The sequence below is a fragment of the Bradyrhizobium glycinis genome (assembly GCF_016031655.1).
Taxonomy (GTDB): Bacteria; Pseudomonadota; Alphaproteobacteria; order Rhizobiales; family Xanthobacteraceae; genus Bradyrhizobium; species Bradyrhizobium glycinis.
The window spans coordinates 184658-191807 of the sequence record NZ_JACCHQ010000014.1; the positions used below are offsets into that span (position 1 = coordinate 184658).

At 61.4% G+C, this 7150-nt stretch carries 7 protein-coding genes; 5 read left to right on the top strand and 2 right to left on the bottom strand.

What is annotated here, in order from left to right:
• Positions 1-1290, bottom strand: coding sequence for a cytochrome P450 (locus HZZ16_RS21090; RefSeq protein WP_197951280.1), 1290 nt, complete (start codon positions 1288-1290; stop codon positions 1-3).
• A gap of 91 nt (positions 1291-1381) precedes the next feature.
• The gene (locus HZZ16_RS21095) at positions 1382-2575 is read right to left on the bottom strand and encodes a cytochrome P450 (protein WP_197951282.1); all 1194 of its coding nucleotides are present in this window, start codon (positions 2573-2575) and stop codon (positions 1382-1384) included.
• 436 nt (positions 2576-3011) lie between these two features.
• On the opposite strand from HZZ16_RS21095, the gene HZZ16_RS38300 reads away from it, so the two are divergent.
• The 5 genes from HZZ16_RS38300 to HZZ16_RS21105 all read left to right on the top strand — a co-directional run.
• On the top strand, positions 3012-3179 hold the full coding sequence (locus HZZ16_RS38300) for a recombinase family protein (RefSeq protein WP_446479845.1): 168 nt from the start codon (positions 3012-3014) through the stop codon (positions 3177-3179).
• Between the two features lie 1125 nt (positions 3180-4304).
• A complete protein-coding gene (locus tag HZZ16_RS37265; RefSeq protein WP_246510283.1) occupies positions 4305-4586 on the top strand; it encodes a hypothetical protein in 282 nt (93 codons plus the stop codon).
• A 355-nt stretch (positions 4587-4941) separates the two neighbouring features.
• Positions 4942-5499: a hypothetical protein gene (locus tag HZZ16_RS37270; RefSeq protein WP_246510284.1), complete on the top strand. Its 558-nt coding sequence runs from the start codon at positions 4942-4944 to the stop codon at positions 5497-5499.
• A 16-nt stretch (positions 5500-5515) separates the two neighbouring features.
• Positions 5516-6403, top strand: a complete 888-nt coding sequence (locus HZZ16_RS37275; RefSeq protein ID WP_246510285.1) for a hypothetical protein — start codon at positions 5516-5518, stop codon at positions 6401-6403.
• 534 nt (positions 6404-6937) lie between these two features.
• A partial coding sequence (locus HZZ16_RS21105) for a transposase (RefSeq protein ID WP_197951284.1) occupies positions 6938-7150 on the top strand: 213 nt, incomplete at its 3' end.

Consider the following 7150-nt stretch of genomic DNA (forward strand, 5'->3'; position numbering starts at 1 on the left):
TCAGCCCCCCTTCGCATGCAGCCGCACCGGCAGCGCGCGGAACGTCCTAAGGAACGCGGAGGGCTCCCTGGTCGGCTGCTCGGCCAATGCCAGTGTGGGGAAGCGCTCCTGGATCCGCGGCACGCTCTCGGCCAACTGCACCCGGGCCAGTTGCGCACCGAGGCAGAAGTGGATGCCGTGGCCGAAGCTCAGCATGATCTTCTCGTCGGTCGACATGCCAGGACTGGTGCCATAGAACCGCGCGGGTTCGAAACGGTCGGGATCGGGGAAGGCCTCAGGGTCCCGATTGCCGGAAGCGATCAGCACGCGCACGTCCGCGTTCTTCGGGATCACCACGCCGGCCAGTTCGATGTCGCGCTGGGCGATACGCGGAATGGAGCTGAACATTGCGGGCGCTTCGCAGCGAAGGACTTCTTCGACGAATGCCTTCACCCCCACGGCGTCTCCCTGCAACCAGTGCAGCTGTTCGGGATACGCCAGCATCGCCAGGACCGCATGGTCGATCGCCGCAGCCGTGGTGGCGAAGCCGCCCAGAAGCATGCCCCACAGCATGCTGATCAACTCTGTATCCGACAGCGTGTCGGCATCGTCGTCGTGTGCGCCGACCAGCATCGTAACGATGTCGGGGCGGGGATCGGTGCGCTTGCGCTGTATGAGGTCGCCGAAGTAGGCCTTTACGCTGGCGCTCGTTGCATCCGCAACAGCAAGGCGAGCATCGCTGGCCTGCGGGCTCAGGCCTTCCAGAATGGCGCCGATGCCGGTGGCGAGGCCGAACATGTCCTCCTGGGGTATGCCGAACAGTTCGGCGAACACCAGCACGGGCAAGGGAAGCGCGAATTGCCGATGCAGGTCCACCGCCTCACCGCGCTCCAGCGCCGGCGCCATGCCGTCCAGGCGCGCTGCGACGATGCGCGCGATTCCCGGCCGCAAGTTGTCGATCTGGCGTATGGTGAAATCGCGCGAGATCAGCCGGCGCAGACGCGTATGTGTCGGCGGATCCTTCATCGCCAGCGTGGAAGCCAGCAGATTGAGCGAGAGGCTGGTCGCCGCACGCGGGAAATCGCGCGCCAGTTCGCCCGGCGCCGGTCCCCGAAATGCATCGCCCGTGGCCTCGAGCACCCAGCAGATATCGGCGTGGCGGCTTAATAAAAAGGGTCCCGACGGCGCGCGATGCACCGGATCGTGCTCGCGCAACCACCGCATGAACGGATACGGGTCTTGGATGCATGTCGGCGACGCCAGTTCGGCGAAGGCGTCCCGGCATGTTGCCGTGGTTTCTTGCGCGTCCATCTTGTTTCTCTATTGGCTAGCTGATCTGCCTGGCGTGCGTTAGGCACGGCGGAAATTGCGGCGAAGATCGCGATCCCGATGCGCCCGCGCATCACCAGAGCACCGGAAACTCCTCGAACCCGCCAGTGATGATCTCCTTGCGCAACTTCAGTTCTTCGGGCGCCACGGCCAGGCGCAGCGCGGGAAAGCGCTGGAAGATCGAACCGAACACCACCTTGAGTTCAAGCCTGGCCAGCGCCCCGCCGACGCAGCTGTGTGGCCCGTAGGAGAACGCCAGGTGCGGCTTTGCGTCGCGTCCGATGTCGAAGATTTCCGGGTCGTCGAAATGGCGCGGATCGAACGAGGTCGCCGGCAGGCCGATCAGCACCTTGCTCTCCGCGGGAATATGCACGCCCGCTATGGTCGCGTCGGACCTCGGATAGCGCATGATGCCGTCCCAGCCCGCGCCCGGCGGGTACATGCGCAGGATTTCCTCTACCGCCTTGTCCACCAGGGATGGATCGCCGACCAAACGTGCGCGCTGCTGCGGATGGCGGAACATGGCCAGCAGGCCGAATTCGATTTGCGCGACGGTGCTCTCGTGCCCCGCCACCAGCATGCCCGCCGCCAGCCCGATCGCCTCTTCCTCGGTCGCTTTGCCCCGGTCGACCGCCGCGAGCAGATCAGTCAGCAGGTTGTCGCCCGGATCCTGGCGCTTGTCCCGTATCTTGCCACCAATGTAGGCGCGCAGTGCTTCCCAGGCCAGGCGCGAGGCGCTGCGCGGGCCGCTCTCGTGCTGGTGGGTCATCACCTCGTCGGACAGCCCGGCGAAAAAGACGTGATCCTCGTAGGGCACGCCCATCATCGAGCTGATAACCATGGCCGGAAGCGGAAAGGAAAGGTGGCGCCGCAGGTCGGCGGGCTGAGGCTGGGCCGCCAGCGTCTCGAACAAGTGTGCGGCGATTGCCTCGATCTGCTGCTTCATCTTGCCGTTGTTGAACGCCGGCGCCACGATCGCGCGTAACCGGGCATGCTCGTCCCCCTCGTGCGAGACCAGCCACCCCGGCGAACCGAGAATAACCGAATCCGGGGTGAATGCGGCCGGCGGCATTCCAGCGGGCCGGAACGCCGCGTCGGACAGCACCGTCTTGGCCTCGTCGTAGCCGGTCACCCACCAGCCTTTGTGCCCGGAGGGGAAGCGCACTCGGTGGATCGGACCGTTGGTGCATAGAGCCAACATTTCGGGCGAGGGCTCGATGTGATGGACGCGCCACATCGGCAGTGTCGGCAAGGCTTCTTCAGACATGGTGGCGCTTCATTCTCTCTAAGCGATCGACGGGCACAAGGTCACCGGCAGGTGCTCCGGGCAGCGGCTTCAGGCCCTTATGTTCACTACTGTTCGTCGATGATGATCTGCGAGAAAGCGGGGGGACCCTAGGGCCTCAATGTGGCTTTAACCATCTACCGAATCTTGTAGTAACCCCTTGAGCTAAACACCTGGTGGCGCAACACTATGCGGGAAACTCGCGGAAGGTTTCCGTTGGGATATCCGCCTATGTTGGTCGTCTGAATGCGCGTGTCGCCGGACTCTGATCGACGCAGCACAGACTTGCAGCGCGATGCGCTGTTCGCCGTCGCGTTGTGACGTGTCAGCTGTCAGAGCATCCCGCCTTGGGCACGAAGACTGACCTCACCGGCTCGGCGCGGTGCTCGAATTCGTCCGGCCCGCGACGTGCTGTCGTGTGGAAACTCGACCGGACCGGCTGGGCCGCTCCCTGTCGTACCTTGCCGCCATCGTGACCCCGAAGGATAATCGGGTGGCGTTCCGCTCACTGACCGAGAACCTGGACACCACGACGCCCTGGGGCGAACTCCTATTCCAGGAGTTTGGCGAGCCCCGCGCAGTATGAGCGCGCTTTGATCCGCCGCGCTGGACGGCGGGCTGCTTGATGATCGCCTCTATGCGTTGCAGCCGACAATCCCGCATCTGATGCCGTGATCACTGCATCGCTGTCCAGCATCATGGCATCAACGATTGCCGGAGGTCGAAAGCAGCAAACCTTGGAAGAAATGGTATCCAGCTCCATCAGGGCTGGGCCGCAAAGCCGTCCATCTCGCGCAACAGAGCGGCATCGGGGTCTTTTCCACGAGCGTGCGCAGGTTCATCATCCGTCGGTCATCGGTGGCTCCTCGAATAGGTTGTTGTCAGCAACCCGACCCTACCGACGAATCATCGATGACCACCGCAAGCGGCCCGCCCGTTACGGCGCTGTGTGGGGGCGCGCGTGCAAGCGGCTTTGCTCTACCTAGCTACGATCACCGGGGACACGACCGGCCTTGAACCGGACGTAGCGTCAAGTTGTACTATTCGAGTAGCTGACGAGGATACTCGCCAAGTAGGACCGGCTCGCTGTTTTCTGACATCTGTGAGACGACGGTACAAATTCGGTCGATGTGTGTAGAGTGGAGGCGGATGCAAGTGCCAATCCCCGCCTGCAGGATCGTATGAAGTGGCTCCAAGCGCTCGCATGCGGCAGCAGGTACTTCTTCAACCGAGTGGATGCTGTCCATCAGCTTTCGCAATTAGAATTTGCGGTAGACGTTACGCCGCAAATAACCGTCGGCAGCTCTCTCCCTCTGCCGATGTCTGACTTCGGCCCGGCCATCGCATCGATGGCCGGGCTTTTTTTTACACGATGAACAACAATTGGGAGTGTTCTCCCGCGTGTTTGATGAAGAGTTCGAGCGACAGAGACAAACGTAGGCGATCAATCAGGAGGTCGTTCGGCACATGCTGAAATCGATCGATCCGTCCTGACCTACCCCGACCTGCGCTAGCTGCTCGCGTGCATGGCCATGGGACGGCCGCTATCTGCACTGCCTTTACGCCCCCTCCTCGCATCGCCTAATCCAGCTACCTGGCATGAGCCAGAGAGAGCTCTCTCGTCATTGTACTGAAGGGGGGGTTACGTCAGGTTTTGGAAAGCTAACGTGAGTAGCGAAATAATGAGAGGGCGATGCCAGCGGAGTTGACCATGGACCGATTCAACACCATCAACCCGGCTGATCATGATTCAACGATGCCCGATATCACTGTGGAAGAACCGCAACAGCCGCACGCTAGGTTTGAGCAGCACCTCGCAGGCGCGCGAGAGGCGGGTCCCGTAGATCCTCACGCGGCGGCCCATGATGTCACTGAGGAAGACGATCGCCTCATCCAGACAGCGAGCGGCGCTGCCCTCGAGCGAGGGCCACCGCCGAATGCGACCACCATCGAAATTTATGATCGTCGCTTCGCAAATTCGCTGAGGCGCTGAAGCAGTCTGGCAAATCGATTTCTGGCCTCGATGATGATACGTTGCTGCGGTATGCCGGGAGGCTGATGCCAAAGGACAAAGTCATCCGCCCAGCGTTGTCGATGGTCAGCCGGTACCGCGAGCCTAGCGCCGACCCTCGCACCACCTCAACACATTATCGACCTTCCAGGGACGATGAACGCTTCATCAGGAGGCCGCCGCGGCAAGTTTCGGCCGATGGCTCGGAGCGAACACGGTGTTGAGCTATGCGAGCAGTCTGCGGAAGTTGGCCGCAGCGCTCCGACCATTGTCCCTTGCCGAGCTCAGTGACGATACACTGCTTGGCCACGCGGGCAGGTTATTTCCGAATGACAGGATGCTCTTCTTCGCCTTGGACCGCCTCCGCGACTATCGCGCGATCACCGAGCAGAGCAATTTGGGCGCACAAGGAGGCAACTCGCGCCAGGCCATTCGGCCGCCCACCAGTCAGCCCATGCGGCTGGTCGATGAGCAGCGCTCGGGGGATGATACGGAGCGCGACACCTCGTTGGCGGCTGACGGTTCTAGTACTCTGGAGGTTTGGCACGTACCGCGTTTAGCCGCTCACTCTCCGATACAGAGTGTAGCTCAGGACGTGCTTTTCGACGCTGCGGAGCAGAGCGGCAAGCTACCAGCTCTCAGCTTCGATGCACCCGTGCTTTGGCAGGGAATGCATTCAACGACTTCATCGCCCGTGCAACGTTTTGCTCAGGAAGAGCTTTTCGATGCCGCGGATCGCCAGAGCCTCGAGCCAGCGACGCTCCTCGATACACCAGTGCCTCGGCCGAGGATGAGTTCAACAGTTCACTTGCCGATGCAAAGTGTTGCGACCGAAACAGCCTGTCGATGCCACAACCTGGCAGTCGACCTCGCGGCCGCAGAGCTCCGTCTCTGAGGAATATTTTAGACCGATGATGAACCAAGGCGCTGCCGCCCAGGCCACGCTCGAGCAGACGTCCCCCGCGGCCAGCGACAGCTTTGATGCGTCTTTCTCCGTTCCCGAGGACTTCTACCACGGAAGCCAGCCTGCGCCGGATATGATGCGTTCCAAGCTGGGCCGCTGGGGCCTCTTGCCAGACGTAGAACAGTGGGTGAAGACCTACCAGATTCGCGGTGAACGCTATGCGGCCGTGTTGGGACCGGGAGGGCGTAATGATGTTCAGCTCATCCATCTGCGGTCTCCCGCTGTCGGCGATACGTTTGATGTTACGTTCGCCGCTTCGAAGGATTTTTCCCATCGTACCCAGCTCGCGCCCGATATGATGCTGTCCATCTTGGGCAAGTGGGACTTCTTGCCTGTTGCGGAACATCCAGTCATGAACTACGAGATTGGGGGCGAACGCTACACAGCCATGTTGGGACCAAGAGGACCCAACGACGTTCAACTCGTTCATCACCCGCGGCCCACCTTGCTGGATGAAGCCGCCCCCGCGGCGCTGAGAGCTTCTTCAAACATCTACCGCGGTCTTGCGCCCATGTTTGACTCGCCGGCCCCTGTCGAAATGCGCGAGGACGCTCCTTCGGCGCTGGCGCCTGGTGGTTCCGTGCCGTCTGTCGCACTTGCATCAGGCCATCAGCCGCCCCCGCAAGTGCCTGAGCTCGGCGAGTTGTTTGGCGACTCTTGGAGACACGGCCCCCGAGAGGCTTCACCTGTCGTCATTGACATGCTGCAACACCTGCGTCTTCTGCCGAACCAAGATGTCCCGATGACCCGTTTTCGGATCCACGGTCAGCCCTACACGGCGGAAAGCCTGCCGGGAGGCCGCATCCTTCTCTTCCATCGGCCGCACACTGACTGAATGAGGTCGGCACTTTCGCTCAACCGCTCACGCGGTCGATGAAACAACGTCAGATCCTTGTAAAACTGCGCTTCAATTCTACTTGGCCGTGAGCAAATCCGATTTCGCAAATCCCGAGATGATCTCAAGCAGGATGTACCAAAAAGGTATGCATTCGGCAGCACGGCGCTCAAAAGACAGATTTGAGAGGCGTCGAAATACAAGATGGGCACGCGCTACACACGACGGCTCGATTGAGGACCGAGCGCGAACCATCGTAGGTTAGTGCATGTTGTCTTTTACCTGAATCGGGATTCCCAGCGGGCAGGATTTCTGTTTCAAACTCCATGCTGAAGAACGGGGCCAGCATAGATGACGCGACCCCATTTCGGGAGACCTTCGCGACTTGCCTGGCGAGGGCTGACGCTGGCGAGACGGTTGGTTCGATCGCAGAAGCGCTTCAGATCAGTCGTAAGCGTCGTTTTGATCCCACCTTCTCGTGGCGTGAAGGATAAGCGAGGTTCACGATCTCTTTGAAGGGATCGGCTCGTGTCTATGCTTGACCATACGCTTAAGTCGGATGTGGCAACGGGCCGGTTGGAGGTGATCACAGAGACCGGACGACGCCGTTGGTTCTCCAAGGACGACAAGGTCCGGATTGTCGAGGAGACGCTGGTCCCAGGCGCGGTCGTTTCCGACGTTGCCCGCCGACACGGGCTGACACCCCAACAAGTGTTCACCTGGCGGCGGCAGGCGCGCCAGCTGCCC

Excerpts from the sequence above, each read along its gene's own strand:
- HZZ16_RS21090 (WP_197951280.1), bottom strand. The coding sequence starts at position 1,290 with ATGGACGCGCAAGAAACCACGGCAACATGCCGGGACGCCTTCGCCGAA.
- HZZ16_RS37265 (WP_246510283.1), top strand. The coding sequence starts at position 4,305 with ATGGACCGATTCAACACCATCAACCCGGCTGATCATGATTCAACGATG.
- HZZ16_RS37275 (WP_246510285.1), top strand. The coding sequence starts at position 5,516 with ATGATGAACCAAGGCGCTGCCGCCCAGGCCACGCTCGAGCAGACGTCC.
- HZZ16_RS21095 (WP_197951282.1), bottom strand. The coding sequence starts at position 2,575 with ATGTCTGAAGAAGCCTTGCCGACACTGCCGATGTGGCGCGTCCATCAC.
- HZZ16_RS37270 (WP_246510284.1), top strand. The coding sequence starts at position 4,942 with ATGCTCTTCTTCGCCTTGGACCGCCTCCGCGACTATCGCGCGATCACC.